Raw genomic sequence first — 17,720 nt, 5'->3', positions numbered from 1 at the left:
TGTTTCTAGCTAAAGGCTTCATCGTTAGTAACTGGGAATGGCGATGCGTTTTTCGAGCCAACGAACGGCTTGGGATACGAATAGAATGAGCAACAAGTACTCCAAAACGAGGAAGGTATAAATCTCTAGGGGTAAGTACTCATTCACCACTAGCTCATTAGCACGGCGAGTGAGATCGCTTAAACCAATCACACTGACTAAAGAGCTCATCTTGAGGATGTAGACAAATTGATTGCCCAATGGTGGGAGAATTTGTCGAAACGCTTGAGGAAGAATTACCAAGTGCATCTTTTGCCAATAGCTTAAGCTCAAAGATTCAGCCGCTTCATGCTGGCCACGACTGATGGCTTGGATTCCGCCGCGAAACACCTCCGCCATAAACGCACTCTCAGCAATGGTCAGGGCAATAACACCCGCCCAAAAGTGATTGAGTGAGACATCCAACAGCGTTGGCATGCCGTAATACACCCAAAGTAGTAAGACTAAAACAGGCACTGAACGGACTACCTCGACATAAATGCGGTTGATCCACTTCAAGTAGGGAGAGTTCGACAGAGCCGGTAGGGCGATGATTAAACCTAAGGTCATCGCAAATAACATACTGAGGAGTGATACTTGGATGGTGTCACTAAATCCGGCGATTAAAAACTTCAGATTGGTGAGTCCTTGCTCCGTAGAGGGATCGAGCACATACCAGCCCCATTGATAATCTGAGCAACCTGTGAGCAACAGCAGCGAAATCAGCCATAGAGTTCGAAAGGTCACATTTACTCCCTGAATTAACTAAAAAACTTCCATTGTTGCTGCTATGTTATCAATAGAGCTTTAATAAAGGTTAATCATTAAACCGTATAAGGTCATTATTTTTAAGGGAATAAAAATGAAAAAGATTTTACTAGCGCTAGGAATGTGTTTACTTGCTGCAACTCAAATTGCTCATGCTGAAAGCCGTCTTCAATCCATTTTAGACAATGGTGTACTCCGTGTTGGAACGACGGGAGATTGGAATCCGATGACGATGAAAGACCCTGCAACCAACAGTTATCGTGGCTTTGATATCGACGTAACGACCGAGCTTGCTAAAGATCTCGGTGTAAAAGTAGAGTATGTAGCCACGGATTGGAAGACGCTAGTCAATGGCATTACCGCCAATAAATACGATATTACTGGCAGCGCGTCCCTGAATATGTCGCGCGCGAAAGTCGCTGGATACAGCCAACCGTATTTCTACCTTGCCTTTGTACCCGTAGTGCAAAAGAAAGATCTCGCCAAATTCTCTGATTGGGCAGATTTTAATACGCCTGATGTGAAAGTCGCGGCGACACTAGGAACGGTGCAAGAAAAAATGGTGAAAGAGTTTTTCCCGCTGGCTCAACACATTGTGATTGAAGCGCCAGCGCGCGACTTCCAAGAATTACTAGCTCGCAGGGCCGATGTATCGGTGACGTCCAATGTGGAAGCAGCGACGTTGGTGGACAAGTTTAAACAACTGGCGATAGTACCAGTGACCGCTCCGCGTAAACCGACACCAATTGCGATGCTGTTGCCGCAAGACGATCAAGTATGGATTAATTACATCAACCATTGGGTTGAGCTGAAAAAGACCCAAGGCTTTTTCAAGCTGACTGCCAAGAAGTGGGGGTTGAAAAGCTTATAAACAAAAAGAGCCGCATTACGCGGCTCTTTTTTATTATCTGAACAATTAAAGTTCGTCTTCACTCACTACACGAGCATTGTCTGGAGTCGTGAAGTGCTGAGACAATTCACGGTTAGATAAGATGTAACCCATCCAAAGACCACCCATACAGATGATGATTGCAACGCCCGTTACCATTTGAGCTTGGCTTGCCATTGCAGCAACTAATGCGCTTGATAGACTGCTCACAGTAATTTGTAAGCTGTTTTGCAGGCCTGCAGCTGTTGCAGGGCTTTGTTTAGCACTTGCCAACGCGCGGTTTACTACGATTGGGTATAGCGCACCATTGGCTACCGCAATTAAACAGAAAGGCGCTAGAATTGGCCAGATAGAAGACAGTTCCCATTGTGAGGCAATGAATATCATTATTGCCGCGACACTAAATAGTCCAATCAATTGACGTAGAACTTTTTCATCACCAAATTTACGCACGCCGACTTTACCCAAGTAACCACCAGCCATAAACGCGATAGTTTGTGGGATAAAGCTCAAACCAATATCTTTTGCTTCATAGCCTAGTTGCGCCATGATTTCTGGCATACCAGTTAGGTAAGCAAAGAATGCAGCCGAAGCCGTCGCAAACATAAATACGTTGCCAAGGTATTTTTTAGAACTCAGCAGCGCTTTGATGTCGGCAGACATACTGGTTTGTTTGATTTCTGCTTTCTCGTCTTTTTGGGCCATTGTCGCAAAGACCAAGAAGACACCAACTAGTGTTAGCGTAATAAAGATACTGTGCCAGCCGAAGTTATCTGCCAACACTACCCCTAATTGAGGTGCTAGTGCTGGTGATAGCGCGACTAACGGCATGATCGTTGCGAAAATTTGCTGACTGCTGCTTGAGTAGCGTTTAATGACCATGGCTTGCCAGATCACGGCTGGTGCACATACACCGATAGCTTGGATAAAGCGCAGTGTCAGTAGTTGCCATACTTGGTCACAGAAAGCCAAACCGAATGACGCGATAGTAAACAGCACTAACCCGGCCGCGAGTGTATTGCGGTGGCCAAATTTATCGGATGCCAATCCCCACATTAGCTGGCCAACCGCCATACCAACTAGGAATACTGTTAAAGAGAGCGCTATTTGCTCAGGGCCTGTTGCAAAGTCGATTTCCATCGCTTTGAATGCTGGCAGATACATATCGGTAGCAACGAAGCCAAGCATCGATAATGCTGCCAGATAAATGAGCTGTAGTTTTGATATTTTCATGATTCAACCAGTCAAATTATTTAATCATTTTTTAATCAACATCAGTTGGCGCCAACCCTGATTTATTTACCTTATTATTCTATTTTTCGATTTTGATAAAATAAAACGCTAAAATTGTTGGTTATCAATCAAATTTTTTGAAAGGTTAAATCATGTTCTCTAAAGCATCTCTGGAAATGCTGGATACGGTTGCTCGTTTAGGCAGTTTCACCGCTGCGGCTGAGGTGCTGCATAAAGTCCCTTCAGCCATTAGCTATGGAGTAAGGCAGGTCGAGCAAGATTTAGATGTGGTGCTGTTTCGACGCTTACCGAGGAAAGTGGAGTTAACTCCAGCAGGTGAACTTTTTATGTCTGAGGCTCGCTCTTTGCTGCGTCAAATGGAAGAGGTGAAAGCACAAACACGCCGAGCGGCTCAGGGATGGAAGAGCACGTTAAAGCTGACCTTAGATAACGTGGTGAAGTTAGAGAAGCTCAAACCTTTAGTGGAAGATTTTTATCGCGAGTTTGAATTTGCTGAATTGCAGATCAATATGGAGGTCTTCAATGGTTCTTGGGAAGCCATAGCACAAGGACGAGCCGATATTGTCGTTGGCGCGACATCTGCGGTTCCCGTTGGTGGGGATTTTGAAGTCAAAGATATGGGCGTATTGGATTGGGCATTTGTAATGTCACCCGCTCATCCTTGCGTTCGACAACAAGTGCTTACTGAAGAGTTTGTGAGTCAATTTCCGGCGATCTGCCTTGATGATACTTCGAATGTGCTGCCAAAACGCCATACTGGCCATTATCCGCAACAGCGCCGATTATTACTACCCAACTGGTACAGTGCAATTGAATGTTTGAAAAATGGAGTTGGCGTGGGTTATATGCCACGTCATATTGCAACGCCACTGATCAATGATGGTGTGCTGGTGGAGAAGGTGATGCCAGATGATAAGCCGCTCAGTCATTGTTGCTTGGTCTGGCGCAAAGATGATAATCATAAATTGATCCAATGGATGGTGGATTACCTAGGATCGCCTAATCAGCTACATCAAGATTGGTTACAGTCATAAAAAAACACCTCGCAATAGCGAGGTGTTTTATTTGATATGTTTGGAGTGTGGCGTTTTATGACAAGAAGAACTTGTAAGACGGGTTGTCTGTTTCGTCTTTGCATTGATAGCCAAGTTCGCGTAAATGCGCAGAAAACTGAGCTAAATCTCCTTCATCTAACTCGAAACCACATAAAACGCGTCCGTAGTCTGCGCCGTGGTTACGGTAGTTGAACAAGCTAATATTCCAATGGGTACCAAGAGTGCTTAAGAATTTCAGCAAGGCACCTGGGTACTCTGGAAATTCAAAGCTGTAGAGTCGCTCTTTGAGTTGCTTCGATGGCTTCCCGCCGATCATGTAGCGAATGTGTAGCTTCGCCATTTCATCGTCAGAAAGGTCAACCACCGGATAGCCACCTTCACGTAGATCGTGAATGATGTTTTCCAACTCTTCTTGACCACCTTGCAGACGAACACCGACAAAGATATTAGCGAGTTCGTCATCGTTGTAACGATAGTTAAACTCCGTAACGGCACGACCGCCAATCAAGTTACAGAACTCAAAGAACGCTCCTTGGCGTTCAGGGATCGTCACTGCCAATAAACCTTCACGTTTTTCACCTAGCTCGCAACGTTCTGACACATAACGTAACCCGTGGAAGTTGGTGTTTGCGCCAGACAGTACCGTGCCTAGGTTTTTGTCTTTCAGCTTGTTCTGTTCAGTAAATTTCTTCAGCCCCGCCAGAGCAAGCGCACCCGAAGGCTCAGCAATCGCACGGGTATCTTCAAAGATGTCTTTTACGGCTGCGCAGATTTCATCACTAGAGACCGCAATATGGCCATCAATGTACTTTTGACACAGACGGAAAGTCTCTTCACCAATGCGTTTTACTGCGACGCCATCGGCAAACATGCTGACTTGGTCTAGTACGACAGGTTCACCAGCATCCAGCGCTGCTTTAAGACAAGATGAGTCTTCCGGCTCTACAGCAATGACTTTGATTTCTGGCATTAACTGCTTCACGAGTACCGCAACACCAGCGGCCAAACCGCCGCCACCGACAGGAACAAAGATGTAATCAAGGTGACCATTTTGTTGCAGCATTTCCATACCGATGGTGCCTTGACCTGCGATCACCAGTGGGTGATCAAAGGGGGGCACAAAAGTATAGCCATATTGCTCTGACAAACGTTCGGCTTCTGCTTTTGCTTCATCAAAGTTGCTGCCGTGTAGTACCACATTGCCACCAAAGCTGCGTACTGCGTCGACTTTGATATCCGGCGTGGTCTTTGGCATCACGATAGTGGTTTTGATGCCCAGCTTAGTGCCAGACAGTGCCATGCCTTGAGCATGGTTACCTGCCGATGCAGCGATGACACCAGCGGCTTTCTGCGCTTCAGATAAACTTGCCACCATGTTGTACGCACCGCGTAATTTAAATGAGTGCACGGGTTGGCGATCTTCGCGCTTGATTTGCACATTGTTACCAATACGCGCAGATAAACGAGGCATTTCTTGCAGTGGTGTTACTGTTGCGACTTCATACACCGGAGCGCGGAGGATTTGGCGCAGATAGTCTGCGCCAGTTTGATTTACTTTCTTTTCGGGTTGAGATTCCATCATTGCTAGCCCTCTAGCTTCGACTTGTCTCGTACTGCACCCTTGTCAGCACTGGTGGCCATGCTCGCGTACGCTTTAAGTGCAAAGGAAACTTCTCTTTGACGATCAACAGGTTTCCAGCCAAGTTCGTCTTGTTTTGCACGGCGCTCTGCAAGTTCCTGTTCAGACACTTCGAGTGAAATTGAACGGTTCGGAATATCAATCGCGATCATATCGCCCGGTTTCACCAGTCCAATAGCACCGCCGTTAGCGGCTTCAGGAGAAGCATGGCCGATAGAGAGTCCTGATGTACCACCAGAGAAGCGACCGTCAGTCAGCAGTGCACATTCTTTACCAAGGCCCATCGATTTTAGGTAAGTGGTTGGGTAAAGCATTTCTTGCATGCCCGGACCACCTTTAGGGCCCTCGTAACGGATAACAACCACGTCACCTGCTTTGACTTTGCCACCCAAGATGCCTTCCACCGCATCTTCTTGGCTCTCAAATACCACAGCTGGACCAGTGAACTTAAGAATGCTTTCATCAACACCGGCAGTCTTCACGATACAGCCATCCAATGCGATGTTGCCTGATAGAACGGCTAGGCCACCTTCTTGGCTGAAGGCGTTGTCTTTCGCGCGAATACAACCTTCTGCACGGTCGTCATCAAGGCGATCCCAACGACAATCTTGCGAAAACGCTTGGGTGGTACGAATACCCGCAGGGCCTGCGCGGTAGAACTTAAGTACCTCTTCGTCTTCCGTTTGGATGATGTCGTATTTTGCCAACTGCTCTTTCATTGAAAGACCCAGTACGGTGCGAGCATCATTGTGCAGTAGACCAGCACGATCCAATTCACCAAGAATCGCCATTACACCACCTGCGCGGTGTACGTCTTCCATGTGATATTTCTGGGTAGATGGTGCCACTTTACATAGGTGTGGTACTTGACGTGATAGGCGATCGATATCTTCCATATCGAAATCCACTTCACCTTCTTGCGCTGCAGCTAACAGGTGCAAAATGGTGTTGGTTGAACCACCCATGGCAATGTCCAGTGCCATTGCATTTTCGAAGGCATCATAAGTTGCGATGTTGCGTGGCAACGCGGATTCGTCATCTTGCTCGTAGTAACGACGAGTCAGTTCAACAATGCGTCTGCCCGCGTTAAGGAATAGCTGTTCACGATCAGCGTGAGTCGCCAACATAGAACCGTTGCCCGGCTGAGAAAGACCCAGCGCTTCTGTTAGGCAGTTCATCGAGTTTGCCGTGAACATGCCTGAACACGATCCACAGGTTGGACATGCGCTGCGTTCGATCTGCTCGCTTTGCTCATCAGATACTTTTGGATCCGCGCCTTGGATCATTGCATCAACAAGGTCTAGTTTGATGATCTGATCAGAAAGCTTGGTTTTACCTGCTTCCATCGGGCCACCAGAAACAAAGATAACTGGGATGTTAAGACGCATAGATGCCATTAACATTCCCGGAGTGATTTTGTCACAGTTAGAGATACACACCATGGCATCGGCACAGTGTGCATTCACCATGTACTCTACTGAGTCTGCAATCAGCTCACGCGATGGCAGTGAATACAGCATGCCGCCGTGACCCATTGCGATACCATCATCGACCGCGATGGTGTTGAACTCTTTCGCGATGCCTCCTGATTTTTCAATTTCACGTGCGACAAGCTGACCCATGTCTTTAAGATGTACGTGACCCGGAACAAATTGAGTAAACGAGTTCACCACGGCGATGATTGGTTTACCGAAGTCTTCTTCTTTCACACCCGTTGCACGCCACAGCGCGCGTGCCCCCGCCATGTTACGACCATGTGTGGTGGTAGCTGATCTATATTTTGGCATTTCTTAAATCCTTCTTACTTCTGTTCTGGGTACACATAGTCTAACCAGCCCCACTTATCTTCCGTGGTGCCGTCAAATAGGCCAAAGTAGGCTGCTTGTAGTTCTTTAGTGATTGGGCCGCGTTTACCTGTGCCCACTTCAATTTTGTCGATGGTTGCCACAGGCACAATTTCAGCCGCAGTACCTGTCATGAAGACTTCATCGGCAAGGTAAAGCGCTTCACGAGCAATGTTCGCTTCACGCACTTCGTAGCCTTTATCGCGTGCAATCGTCATGATCGAGTCACGAGTGATGCCCGGTAGAATCGCGCTAGTTGCTGGTGGTGTGGTGATCACGCCATCTTTGATAACGAAGATGTTTTCGCCAGCCCCTTCCGATAGGTAACCATCTACGCTTAGCGCAATACCTTCGTCGTAACCGTGACGACGCGCTTCACCACCAACCAGTAGTGAAGATAGGTAGTTACCGCCTGCTTTAGCCGCAGTTGGGATGGTGTTTGGCGCAGCGCGGTTCCAGCTTGAAATCATCGCATCGACACCTTTTTCTAGCGCTTCTTCGCCTAAGTAAGAGCCCCAAGGAAATGCCGCAATGATTAGATCCATTTCAGTGCCAACTGGTGGGCACACGCCCAAACCAACATTACCGACAAAACCTAATGGACGAATGTAAGCGCTATCGAGTTTGTTTTGGCGCAGTGTTTCGCGGGTCGCTTCCATGATTTCTTCTACAGAAAAAGGGATCGGGAAACGGTAAATCTTGGCGGAATCTTTTAAACGTTGTGCATGCTCACGGTGACGGAAGACAATTGGACCTTTTGGTGTGTTATAACAGCGCACGCCTTCAAACACGGATGTACCATAATGCATTGCGTGAGTTAGAACGTGCACGTTCGCCTCTGCCCATGGAACCATCTCACCATTAAACCAAATGAAATCTGCAGTTTTCGTTGCCATTTGTTGCCTTCCTTATGCACTTACGTGTTGTTGTAAGTTGTGATTTGGCAGTTCATCGTTGCGGATTTTTAGCACCTCAACCTTACGAACGTCCCACAACTTCTCTATTTGATTGATCAAAAACGAGATTGGTCGATCGCTGTCGACGATGATCTCGACGCTGGCTACTTTACTTTCATGGTTTTGCGTAGCAGCGACTTGTTTGATCACGAAGCCTCGGTGACGAATCACACGTAGAACGCGCTCCAACAGTACCGGTTTGTCATCGGCTTTGATGTCGAGTAAATATCTGTCCATGCGATTGTCTCCTATGTATTTTCCAACATATCACTGTTTGATGCGCCAGGTGGCACCAATGGCCACACGTTTTCTTCTTCATCAATCAAAACGTGAAGCATGTAAGAAGTTTCACTCGCTAGCATCTCTTTCAGCGCTGGCTCCACTTCTTCTTTCTTGGTGATGGTCTTGCCCGGGATATCGAACGCTTTTGCTAGCATCACGAAATCTGGGTTGTCATCAAGAATGGTTTCACTGTGGCGACCGTCGAAAAACAGCGATTGCCATTGGCGAACCATGCCAAGACGTTGGTTATTAAGAAGGACAATCTTCACTGGAATTTGACGACGCTTCAGCGTGCCCAATTCCTGCACATTCATCATAAATGAACCGTCACCTGTAATAAGGATAGACTGATCATCAGGACGTGCGACTGCTGCACCCATCGCTGCTGGCAAGCCAAAGCCCATGGTGCCAAGGCCAGCAGAAGTAATGAAATTTTGTGGTTCGCGTGGCTGGATATGTTGCGCTGCCCACATCTGGTGCTGACCTACATCAGTCGAGACAATTGAGCTGTCTGGCATCATGTCTGACAGTTGTTTAAGCAATAGCGGTGCGTAGATTAACTCGCCCGGGTGGTCGTAACGCCACTTAAAGCCGCTGCGCAGACTTTCACTGTGATATACCCACGGTGAGATATCTTGAGTCAGCTCTAGCTGAGGAAGAATGGTGTTGATGTCGCCACGCAATGGTGCGTTGGCGTGGCGCAGTTTATGAATCTCCGCAGCATCAATGTCGATGTGAATCACTTTCGCATTTGGTGCAAACGTGTCGAGCTTACCCGTCACACGGTCATCAAAACGCGCGCCAACCACAATCAATAGATCGGCTTCTTGAACCACTAGGTTAGCGGCTTTGGTGCCGTGCATGCCCAACATACCAAGATAGTGAGGATCATGGCGTTCAATGGTACCGAGGCCTTTTAGTGTGCTAACTGCAGGCATTGGGTTTAAACGAAGGAATTCACGTACTGCATCGGTTGCTTTCGCGAGTTGCACGCCACCACCAACATACAACACTGGGCGAGTTGATGCTGCCAGTACATCTTGCGCGCGCTTAATGTCTTCAGCGCTGACATCTTCGATTGCAGGCGCTACGTATGGAGGCAGTAGATCTGTTGGGGTTTGAGCCAGTTGAACGTCTTTGGCGATATCGACAATGACTGGACCCGGACGACCGGTTTTTGCGACCTCAAAGGCTTCGGCAAGTGTCGGCGCTAGATCTTCAATTTCGGTCACGAGATAGCTGTGCTTAGTACAGGCTAGGGACATTCCGATCACATCCATTTCTTGGAATGCATCGGTACCGATATGAGAGCTAGCAACCTGGCCTGTGATGGCAACTAGAGGTACGGAGTCAAGAAAAGCGTCGGCAAGGCCGGTAACAAGGTTAGTGGCCCCTGGGCCGGAAGTTGCCATGCATACAGCAACGTCTTGAGTGGAACGAGCCATACCAATTGCGGCCATGGCGGCCCCTTGCTCATGACGGCATAGGATGTGCTCCACCCCTCCGTCATACAAAGCATCGTAGATTGGCATGATGGCCCCGCCAGGGTAGCCAAAAACGGTTTCGATGCCTTGCTGTCTTAAAGCGGCTACGACAAGTTGTGCACCAGTCATCGTAAACCTCCTTTGCTACGTTGTGGCTCGTAGCGATTGCCATATTTATTGCACTTCATGTGCACTCCCATTCTTCCCGTTAAACTGTCCGAGGGTTAGACAGATGACAACTTGTAGTTGTAAAAAAACCCCCGGACTTTTCAGTGCGGGGGTTTTTTGTAATTTGTGGTTACCTTTCGCCCACAATACCCCGCGCGGTGCCAATAATGACCACGATAATCAGGGCTAGCAGTGCGTTGATATGAGCGAAAAGGTTCATCTGTCTGTCGTTCTTTTTTCGTTAAAAAATGTTGTGTAATGTTCTACGAAATTGTTTGCGTCATTAGTGGTATCACACAATTCCGCTGCATGACAAGCAAAAAGTCATTCTTTTTTCACATTAACTCTCAATTGGGACGCGGTATATAACATAACCAACTAGATAAAACATTTGTTTACAGAGTGTTCAATAAATTGAGGAACGTATGGGGCTGGCAATCATTCATAGTCGAGCAAGCGTCGGGGTGCAAGCGCCATCGGTTAGTGTAGAAGTTCATATTAGCAATGGTATGCCCGGGTTTACCTTGGTAGGGCTGCCAGAGACGACGGTAAAAGAGTCCAAAGATCGCGTTCGTAGCGCGATCATTAATTCTAATTTTCAGTTTCCAGCTAAGCGGATCACCGTTAATTTAGCTCCAGCAGATTTGCCCAAAGAGGGAGGGCGTTTTGATCTTCCTATCGCATTGGGGATTTTGGCCGCTTCGGAGCAAATCGCGACAGATAAGCTTAAAAACTACGAATTTGTTGGCGAGTTAGCGCTATCTGGTGGTCTAAGACCTGTAAAAGGTGTGCTGCCTGCTGCGCTGGAAGCCAGTAAGATTCAACGTCATTTAGTGGTCCCACATGTAAATGGCGATCAGGCGGCGCTGGTGGGGAAGGAACAACATAAATCGGCCCAATCATTACTGGAAGTATGTGCCGAGCTTTGTGGTCAACATCGACTGAATCTTTTTCAAACGCCTAAGCGCAAAATAGTCGAAAAACATGGTCGAGACTTACAAGATATTATTGGCCAACAACAAGGTAAGCGCGCATTGGAGATAGCTGCCGCTGGAAACCACAACTTACTTTTCCTTGGCCCGCCAGGTACTGGAAAAACCATGTTGGCTTCGCGTTTGTGTGACTTACTACCGGAGATGAGTGACGAAGAAGCAATGGAAACCGCTTCGGTGGCGTCGCTGACGCAGAGTGAAATTAATGAGCACAATTGGAAGTCGCGTCCGTTTCGTTCTCCGCATCATTCAAGTTCAATGGCGGCATTAGTTGGCGGTGGCTCGGTACCCAGACCCGGGGAGATCTCTTTAGCCCACAACGGCTTGTTGTTTCTCGACGAAATGCCCGAATTTGATCGTAAAGTTCTAGACTCGTTACGCGAACCGCTCGAATCTGGCGAGATCATTATCTCTCGAGCGCAAGGTAAAACACGCTTTCCGGCTCGCTTCCAATTAGTTGGTGCATTGAACCCAAGCCCGACAGGATATTACGAAGGCAATCAAGCTCGCACCAATCCACAAGCTATTTTGCGCTACCTTGGTCGATTATCTGGACCACTGTTAGATCGCTTTGATATGTCTTTAGAAATCCCAGCTTTGCCCAAAGGGACATTAGCAGAAGGTGGTGATCGCGGTGAGCCGACTGCTATCGTAAAAGCGCGTGTGAGCCATGCGCGTAACAATATGCTAAACCGCAGTGGTAAGGTCAATGCACTGCTAGGTAGTCGAGAAATTGAGGCGTTTTGTCCCTTGCACAAGAGTGATGCTGAGTTTCTTGAAACTGCTTTGCATCGTTTAGGACTCTCGATTCGTGCGTATCATCGTATTATCAAAGTGGCGCGAACAATCGCCGATCTGGATGGGGCGGAGCAAATTGAACGAACGCACTTGGCCGAGGCACTTGGGTATCGAGCGATGGACCGTTTACTGAAACAGCTTACGGCGCAAGCGGTATAGACAGCAAAGTGTCATCGCAACAAGTGTTGTAAGCACCTTGTTGCGATGAAGGACGTTAGAAGGTGTAGTTGAGACCAAGAGACAATAGGTACTCTTTCTCCTCATAAAACGTGATATTCGAGTCAGTTTGGCTATAGCCGGCTAAAGAAATGAACGACCAGTCTTGCCAGTCAAATACGTTTTGATATTCATAGGCTGCAAATAGGCTGACGGTGTCGTCATTTCGTGTTTTAGCAAAAGTTTGGCTAGCGGCTTGATAGTCTTTCCATGCATAACCTGCGGTGAGGGCCAACCGATGGCGGTTGATAAATTTAAACCAGCTGATGTCAAATCCGTACGAATCAAATGATTCCGCCTTACCGTCGGCATCTTGATTAATGTAGGTAAACGCCGGTTGCAATATAGATGTTTGATTAAGTGAAATCCGATAATCACCTTTAACGTAGTAAAGGCTCGCATCGCGAGCGAGTGAACGGTCCGTTACTTCTTCTTGCTCAATGTCTTTATCAGCATAAGCGAGATCAAGGTTGAAGTTTTTATCAATCAATCCTTTGATTTGAAAGCGATAGGCATTGCCGTCCACATCCGTTTCTTGACGGGCGGTTCCGACTTGATATGGGTTACGCCAAGTTTCGCTTTTGAGCACGGTCGGTAGATAGGAAATATCGAGCACGGTGCCGGACGGCAACTCGTGTTGATAGCCCAACTGAAAAGCGAGGGTACCAACCGCGACATCGGAACGTGTGGTACCCGCGTACACTTGGTGATTGAGTCGGTTACCAAAAGTGTAAGTAATGCTTCCTAGCGGCGCAGCGATAACGGAGCTGTCACTATCGGCACGCTTATTGAGAGAATCGATGGTGTTACTATTTTCCGTATTGAAGTTGGATTCTGATGATACAAATCCGGCATTCAGCGAAATTTCACCGCCAAAACCTGCGGTTTCAGCGAGTTGAGCCTGAGCAGAACTGACGACAAAGGCCAAAGGCAAGAGAATTAGCCTTGGTTTCATTCGTTATCTCCTTATTGTCGAATGAGTGGTGCAAATATTGGTTGAGGTAACAAATCTGACCATTCCCACGCATATTCCAATGTGGCAAAGGCGCAGTATAATTACACGCTGTTTTATTCTTCACACATTATCACTGTTGTTTGACTATCATGTTGGCATATTTGTTATTTTTTTTTAACGCTTCTTTTGTGATTCTCAATTCTGCGCTGTGTTCAATCGCAATTTGTATTATCGCTGTGTTTAAAGTATTGCTTCCAAGCGTGGAGCTAAAAGCGAAAGCGACCGCTTGTGCCAACAAGGTGATGTGGTTATGGGCTACCGTTAATGCGGGCATTCTGGCGGTTTCTAACCGTGTTGACTGGGATGTTCAGGGCGGTGAGGCGCTGAAAAAAGACGGGTGGTATCTGTTGATCAGTAATCATCTCAGTTGGACCGATATTGTGGTGCTTTGCTGCGTGTTTAAAGACCGCATTCCTATGCCGAAGTTTTTCCTCAAACAACAACTGTTGTATGTGCCTTTCATTGGGATGGCGTGTTGGGCGCTCGACATGCCATTTATGCGTCGTTATTCGCGAGAGTATCTGATCCGCAACCCGCACAAACGAGGTCAAGATTTAGAGACGACACGTCGCTCGTGCGCCAAGTTCAAAAATGCCCCAACCACAGTGGTTAATTATGTCGAAGGCACTCGATTTACCGAAGAAAAACAGCGTAAGAGCAAGGCGAGCTACCAATATTTGCTGCAACCAAAATCGGGCGGGATCGCATACACGTTAGCGGCAATGGGGGAGCAGTTCGAGAACATTATCGATGTGACTCTGGCGTACCCAGAAAATACAAATAAGCCATTCAAGGATTTATTAATGGGCCGAATGGGCAAGGTTGTTGTGCGTGTGAATGTGTTGCCCGTCGATGAACGAGTGCTTGGTGATTACTTTAACGATAAGCCCTATAAGCGACAATTTCAGCAATGGTTGGGTGATGTGTGGCAAGAAAAAGATCGGTTGCTACAAGAGATTTACAAATAAACAAAAGGGGAGCGATGGGCTCCCCTTTTGATTGATATCGATGCGCTTATTTTAGTGTCAGCAAGTAGTTCACCAGAGAGAAGTACTCATCCATCGTCTTGATGCTTTGTGCTTGAACTAGGTATTTGTTGTTAACGATAACCGCAGGAACGCCGGTTAGACCGCTGTTTTCAAATTGCTTGTCCATACGGCGAACCATGGAATCAACCGCAAAGCCTTTGAATGCAGAGTCGAACTTCTTCGCGTCTACACCTTCATCAAGGAAGATTTGGCGAAGCTCTTCATCGTTACGTGGCGCCTTCTTTAGATTGTGGATGCGGTTAAACATCACTGGCACCATTTTGTCTTCCACTTTTAGTGCAACCATGGTCGCGTAGGCTTTGCTCATTGATGGGCCCATGTTGCCACCCATGAAAGAAACGTGGTTTTTTAGTAGTTTAGTGCCTTCTGGCAACTGCTTTTTCAGTTGCTGGATAACAGGTTCAAAGCTATTACAGTGCGGGCAGTAGAAAGAGAAAAACTCCGTCACAAGAGGTTTTTTTGATGCCTCAAGATCCAATACTTTGTAATGTTCACCTTCTTTGAATTGCGCTGCATGTGCCGACAGGCTTAGCATCAGCATAGAAAACAGTGCGAACAGTTTTTTCATCGAAATATCTCCATTTTTGAATTTGTGGCCTGACTTACCATTGAGGCATTAAAGACAGCGGTGCTTCTTCTAGAGCGGCGATCTGCTCTTTAAATGCAAGGACCTGACCTTCCCAGTATTTTGGCTCATTAAACCATGGAAAAGCGAGAGGAAACGCAGGGTCATGCCAACGTTTTGCTAGCCATGCCATATAGTGCACCATTCGTAGACCGCGAAGTGGCTCAATTAGTTTCAATTCTGCGGGGTTAAAGTCGCAAAACTCTTGATAAGCTTCTAAAACAATATCCAGCTGCATCAGTTTGTCTTGGCGCTCACCATTAAGCAGCATCCATAAGTCCTGCACAGCAGGGCCGTTACGAGCGTCATCCAAATCAACAAACATAGGGCCATCTCGCCACAAAATGTTGCCTGGGTGGCAATCGCCATGCAGCCGAATGGTATTGAAGCCTTCTTGCCAGTGGCTTTCAATCGATTTGATCAGCATATCCAAGTCATTGAAGAAGCTGTTCTCCAAGTGCATTGGAATCATGTTGGCGTTTTGCAGAATCTCTCTTGGTTGATACAGGTATTCTTGCAAGCCAATCGTTGGGCGATGTTGGAAGGCTTGGCGGCTACCCACTTTGTGGATGCGCCCAAGGAAACGCCCTACACCTTCGAGCTGATCTAAGTTGTCAACCTCGTACTGGCGACCACCTACGCTCTCAAACAGCGCAAAGGCATAGCCTTGATAGTGATGCAGGGTTTCACCGTTGATGCGCACAGGTGGTGCGACGGGGATTTCGTTGCCAATTAGTTCTAAAGTGAAGTCGTGCTCCTCTTGGATCTGTTCGTTGCTCCAACGTTCAGGGCGGTAGAACTTGACGACATAACGACGACGCTCTTCGTCAGTGAATTGATAAACACGGTTTTCGTAGCTATTGAGGGGAAGAAAGCCTGATTCTGCGCGAACGCCGATGCTTTCTAACGCGTACCACATAAAATCTGGGGTAAGGGCGTCAAAGTTAAACATACTTTGGGACATATAAACAAAAAGGCTCATTGCTGAGCCTTTTTCCATTAGTCACTGAAGTAGACGCTATAGTTTTTTTATAAAGCGGCTTTCCACTTCAATGGTGAATTCGTTGCTCTTATCGGTGAGTATAAACTGAATTGTCGTAATCGCAGAGTTTAGCTTGTCAGGATCGGCGCCAAGACTCATTGGTAAGTTCAATACCTCACCTGGCTGTACCTGAATTGTCTGCTTACCATACCAGCTTACATCGGATAGCCCTTCAACATCCAACGAGTACTCTTGCACTTGCTGGGTTTTGTTGATTACTTTGAGGGTGTAGGTGTTTTCTACTTCGCCTGAGCTATTTACGCGGAACAGTTGGTTACGGTCGCGAATAACACTCATGCCTGCTGGGTCTACCGCTGCGATTTGGGCAAAGAACAGACCAATCATGACCAGTAGTACAGCTCCATAGCCCAGCAGCTTCGGACGCATGACTTTGGTACTCTTACCCGATAAGCGATGCTCTGTGGTGTAGCTGATTAGGCCTTTTTCGTAACCCATGCGATCCATGGTGTTGTCACACGCATCAATACAGGCACCACAGTTAATACATTCATATTGTAAGCCGTCACGAATATCGATACCTGTTGGGCACACCTGTACACACAAATCACAATCAATACAATCACCCAAACCAAGTTGCTTTGGATCGGCTTTGCGTGGACGTGGACCACGCTTTTCACCACGTTTTGCATCGTAGCCAACAATGAAGGTGTCTTTATCAAACATGGCAGACTGGAAGCGCGCGTAAGGACACATGTGAATACACATGATGGAACGCATCCAACCAGCATTACCATAAGTACAAATGGCAAAGAACATTACCCAAAAGACGGGCCAGAAGTTGGCGTTAAAAGTGAAAAAGTCGATAACCAATTGCTTCATTGGAACGAAGTAGCCAACAAAAGTAAAACCAGTGGCGAGCGCAATGGCAAACCAAGCGATATGTTTGATGGTTTTGCGCATCGCTAAATTTGCCGTCAGCTTATTGGAGTCCTGCTTACGACGCTTATTGGCGCTGCCTTCCAGTTTCTCTTCAAACCAGATATACATGAAGGTCCAGACGGTTTGTGGGCAGAGATAGCCACACCAAACTCGACCTAAGAAGGTGGTAATAAAGAACAACCCAAACGCCGCGATCACAAATAGCAAGGCGAGTAGGGTAAGATCTTGCGGATACAACGTGGTACCGAAAAAGTTGAACTGCTGGTTGCCAATATCGAGCAAGATCGCTTGACGTTCACCGTAAGGAATCCACGGTATCAAAGCGAAGAGAAGCAGTAAGAACCAACCACCGTAACGACGCAGTTTCTGGTAAGTCCCTTTGCTTTCGCGTACATAGATGCGATTACTTGGGTTGAACCGATCCCCATTCCCTTTATGAGTCTTAGGGTTGTAGGTTTTAGGAGTCACATCTTTGATATCGATCTTATCCTGACTCATGCACTCATCCTTCTTAGGCTTTTATAATGTACGGCGTCATTTCTATTGATGTCGCTCGATGACATTGCTACTTCGTCCTTATCATAAATCATGACCGGACATAATTATTTTAGTAAATACTGATGAACGGCGATTATACAATCAATAACAATTCCTTTTCTTTAACGCAGTCAACGTTTAACAACAAAAGTCAGTACAGTTAACCTGATAATTGGCTGAACAGTTATA

The 17,720-nt window shown here is 47.0% G+C and carries 15 protein-coding genes; 4 read left to right on the top strand and 11 right to left on the bottom strand.

The features are described from left to right. Positions 1 to 24 precede the first annotated feature (24 nt). Positions 25 to 765: an amino acid ABC transporter permease gene (locus MSG33_RS21205; protein ID WP_046874589.1), complete on the bottom strand. Its 741-nt coding sequence runs from the start codon at positions 763 to 765 to the stop codon at positions 25 to 27. A 115-nt stretch (positions 766 to 880) separates the two neighbouring features. Here MSG33_RS21205 and MSG33_RS21200 point away from each other — a divergent pair, with 115 nt between their 5' ends. After that, a complete protein-coding gene (locus MSG33_RS21200) occupies positions 881 to 1,657 on the top strand; it encodes a transporter substrate-binding domain-containing protein (protein ID WP_104970000.1) in 777 nt (258 codons plus the stop codon). 45 nt (positions 1,658 to 1,702) lie between these two features. On the opposite strand, the gene punC is transcribed toward MSG33_RS21200, so the two are convergent. After that, entirely contained in the window at positions 1,703 to 2,908 is a 1,206-nt protein-coding gene (gene punC / locus MSG33_RS21195) for a purine nucleoside transporter PunC (RefSeq protein WP_031780373.1), read from the bottom strand. 152 nt (positions 2,909 to 3,060) lie between these two features. Between punC and punR the strand changes: the two genes are divergently transcribed. Beyond that, positions 3,061 to 3,963 (top strand): DNA-binding transcriptional activator PunR, encoded by a 903-nt coding sequence (gene punR / locus MSG33_RS21190; RefSeq protein ID WP_248382031.1) that lies wholly within the window; start codon positions 3,061 to 3,063, stop codon positions 3,961 to 3,963. Positions 3,964 to 4,018: 55 nt separating this feature from the next. Here the strand turns inward: punR and ilvA are convergent, their stop codons facing one another. The 5 genes from ilvA to ilvG are packed head-to-tail and all read right to left on the bottom strand — an operon-like array spanning position 4,019 to position 10,318. After that, positions 4,019 to 5,566: a threonine ammonia-lyase, biosynthetic gene (gene ilvA / locus MSG33_RS21185; RefSeq protein WP_248382029.1), complete on the bottom strand. Its 1,548-nt coding sequence runs from the start codon at positions 5,564 to 5,566 to the stop codon at positions 4,019 to 4,021. Positions 5,567 to 5,568: 2 nt separating this feature from the next. Continuing rightward, entirely contained in the window at positions 5,569 to 7,410 is a 1,842-nt protein-coding gene (gene ilvD, locus MSG33_RS21180; protein ID WP_074190055.1) for a dihydroxy-acid dehydratase, read from the bottom strand. Positions 7,411 to 7,424: 14 nt separating this feature from the next. Further along, entirely contained in the window at positions 7,425 to 8,363 is a 939-nt protein-coding gene (gene ilvE, locus MSG33_RS21175; RefSeq protein ID WP_005378953.1) for a branched-chain-amino-acid transaminase, read from the bottom strand. 12 nt (positions 8,364 to 8,375) lie between these two features. Beyond that, positions 8,376 to 8,660, bottom strand: coding sequence for an acetolactate synthase 2 small subunit (gene ilvM / locus MSG33_RS21170; protein ID WP_005378958.1), 285 nt, complete (start codon positions 8,658 to 8,660; stop codon positions 8,376 to 8,378). 11 nt (positions 8,661 to 8,671) lie between these two features. Next, positions 8,672 to 10,318 (bottom strand): acetolactate synthase 2 catalytic subunit, encoded by a 1,647-nt coding sequence (gene ilvG / locus MSG33_RS21165; RefSeq protein ID WP_248382027.1) that lies wholly within the window; start codon positions 10,316 to 10,318, stop codon positions 8,672 to 8,674. Between the two features lie 464 nt (positions 10,319 to 10,782). Between ilvG and MSG33_RS21160 the strand changes: the two genes are divergently transcribed. After that, on the top strand, positions 10,783 to 12,306 hold the full coding sequence (locus tag MSG33_RS21160; protein WP_238778195.1) for a YifB family Mg chelatase-like AAA ATPase: 1,524 nt from the start codon (positions 10,783 to 10,785) through the stop codon (positions 12,304 to 12,306). 55 nt (positions 12,307 to 12,361) lie between these two features. Here MSG33_RS21160 and MSG33_RS21155 read toward each other — a convergent pair whose 3' ends face one another. After that, positions 12,362 to 13,318 carry a DUF2860 domain-containing protein gene (locus tag MSG33_RS21155; protein WP_248382025.1) on the bottom strand — a complete coding sequence of 319 codons (957 nt, stop codon included), beginning with the start codon at positions 13,316 to 13,318 and terminating at the stop codon, positions 12,362 to 12,364. Positions 13,319 to 13,467: 149 nt separating this feature from the next. Between MSG33_RS21155 and MSG33_RS21150 the strand changes: the two genes are divergently transcribed. Further along, positions 13,468 to 14,346 (top strand): acyltransferase, encoded by an 879-nt coding sequence (locus MSG33_RS21150; protein WP_048625603.1) that lies wholly within the window; start codon positions 13,468 to 13,470, stop codon positions 14,344 to 14,346. A 46-nt stretch (positions 14,347 to 14,392) separates the two neighbouring features. On the opposite strand, the gene MSG33_RS21145 is transcribed toward MSG33_RS21150, so the two are convergent. Genes MSG33_RS21145 through ccoG form a run of 3 tightly spaced genes read right to left on the bottom strand, consistent with a single transcriptional unit; the run spans position 14,393 to position 17,492 of the window. Beyond that, positions 14,393 to 14,995, bottom strand: coding sequence for a thiol:disulfide interchange protein DsbA/DsbL (locus MSG33_RS21145; RefSeq protein WP_005379036.1), 603 nt, complete (start codon positions 14,993 to 14,995; stop codon positions 14,393 to 14,395). 34 nt (positions 14,996 to 15,029) lie between these two features. Beyond that, complete coding sequence (locus MSG33_RS21140; protein WP_074190074.1) at positions 15,030 to 16,016, bottom strand: serine/threonine protein kinase; 987 nt, start codon at positions 16,014 to 16,016, stop codon at positions 15,030 to 15,032. A gap of 54 nt (positions 16,017 to 16,070) precedes the next feature. Then, on the bottom strand, positions 16,071 to 17,492 hold the full coding sequence (ccoG, locus tag MSG33_RS21135) for a cytochrome c oxidase accessory protein CcoG (protein ID WP_006742922.1): 1,422 nt from the start codon (positions 17,490 to 17,492) through the stop codon (positions 16,071 to 16,073). Positions 17,493 to 17,720: the final 228 nt, after the last annotated feature.

It is taken from the genome of Vibrio sp. 1CM7H, from assembly GCF_023161645.1.
GTDB lineage: Bacteria > Pseudomonadota > Gammaproteobacteria > Enterobacterales > Vibrionaceae > Vibrio > Vibrio diabolicus.
Note: the sequence above shows the minus strand (reverse complement) of the source record. Positions and strands in the feature narration are given on the sequence as shown.